The organism is Ideonella sp. P3_A4, assembly GCF_056403075.1.
Genome location: NZ_JBFUGE010001219.1, coordinates 1 through 862, shown reverse-complemented (window position 1 = coordinate 862; position 862 = coordinate 1). Strand labels below are relative to the sequence as shown.

General features: G+C 60.8%; 1 protein-coding gene and 1 pseudogene. Both read right to left on the bottom strand.

Translation table 11 applies throughout. The features are described 5' to 3' along the window. Positions 1–82: 82 nt before the first annotated feature. Positions 83–370: a hypothetical protein gene (locus AC1DYI_RS37130; RefSeq protein WP_477209068.1), complete on the bottom strand. Its 288-nt coding sequence runs from the start codon at positions 368–370 to the stop codon at positions 83–85. An 82-nt stretch (positions 371–452) separates the two neighbouring features. Next, positions 453–862: pseudogene (locus tag AC1DYI_RS37125) on the bottom strand (hypothetical protein); the annotation flags it as partial.

Genomic DNA, 862 nt, shown 5'->3' with positions numbered 1-862 from the left:
TGCTTGTACACCGGCCGACCAGCCATGAAAACCTCGGGGCTTCTGCCCGCCCTCAAGGGCCGGGACATGCCGTGGAATGGCGTCAGATCTTCGCGGTCTCGGCCATGCACTGCTTGGTGAAGTTGGTCCTGGCCTGGCCGGTCAGTTTCTTCTCGGCAGCCTTGGCCTCGCAAGCCGCCTTGCCTTCGCTGGCCGCGTTGTCGTTGCATTGGTTCAGGAACTTGGCCCGAGCGTCACCGGAGAGTTTCTTGTCCGCCGCCAGCGCGTCGCAAGGGGTCTTCGGTGAACTGGCGGCAGCAGTCGGGGCCGCAGGGCTTTGCGCGTTGACGGAATTCAACGCGATCAGGAACACGGCTGCAACGATCTTCATGAGGGCTCCCCGGTTCGCAAGCCGCAGTCGCCTTCGGTGAGGGCGCGAATGCGTGCATCAGAAAACCGGGATCATGCGCCGCTCACCGGTGGCCACTCAAGAATCTTTCAACCACCCGCTCGATTTCGCCGTCGTTCTTCAAGCTGATGAGGGCTGCATTGAAGTCTTGAACAAAGCTGTTCTTGAAGGCAAATCGGCCCTCGTCGCGATCGGTGTACCCGAGGTGCCCTTTTTCAGAGTACAGCCTGGCGGCCTCGAAGATCGACACCTTTTCGGTGTCGATTTCACCGTTGCGCTTGATCTGCTCGACCTGCCAGCGAATGGACAATCGGTCGTTGATATAGCAGTCGTTGCGGCCCGAGAGCATTTTCAGCACGCTGCCATGGCTGGACGTTCCGGCGTCGCGAAAGATTCTTCCCGCCGCCACATAACGGTCGAACTCCGGGCCGCCCAGCAGGAACCCGGCATTGGTGCCGATGGTCAGGCCCTCAT

Excerpts from the sequence above, each read along its gene's own strand:
- AC1DYI_RS37130 (WP_477209068.1), bottom strand. The coding sequence starts at position 370 with ATGAAGATCGTTGCAGCCGTGTTCCTGATCGCGTTGAATTCCGTCAAC.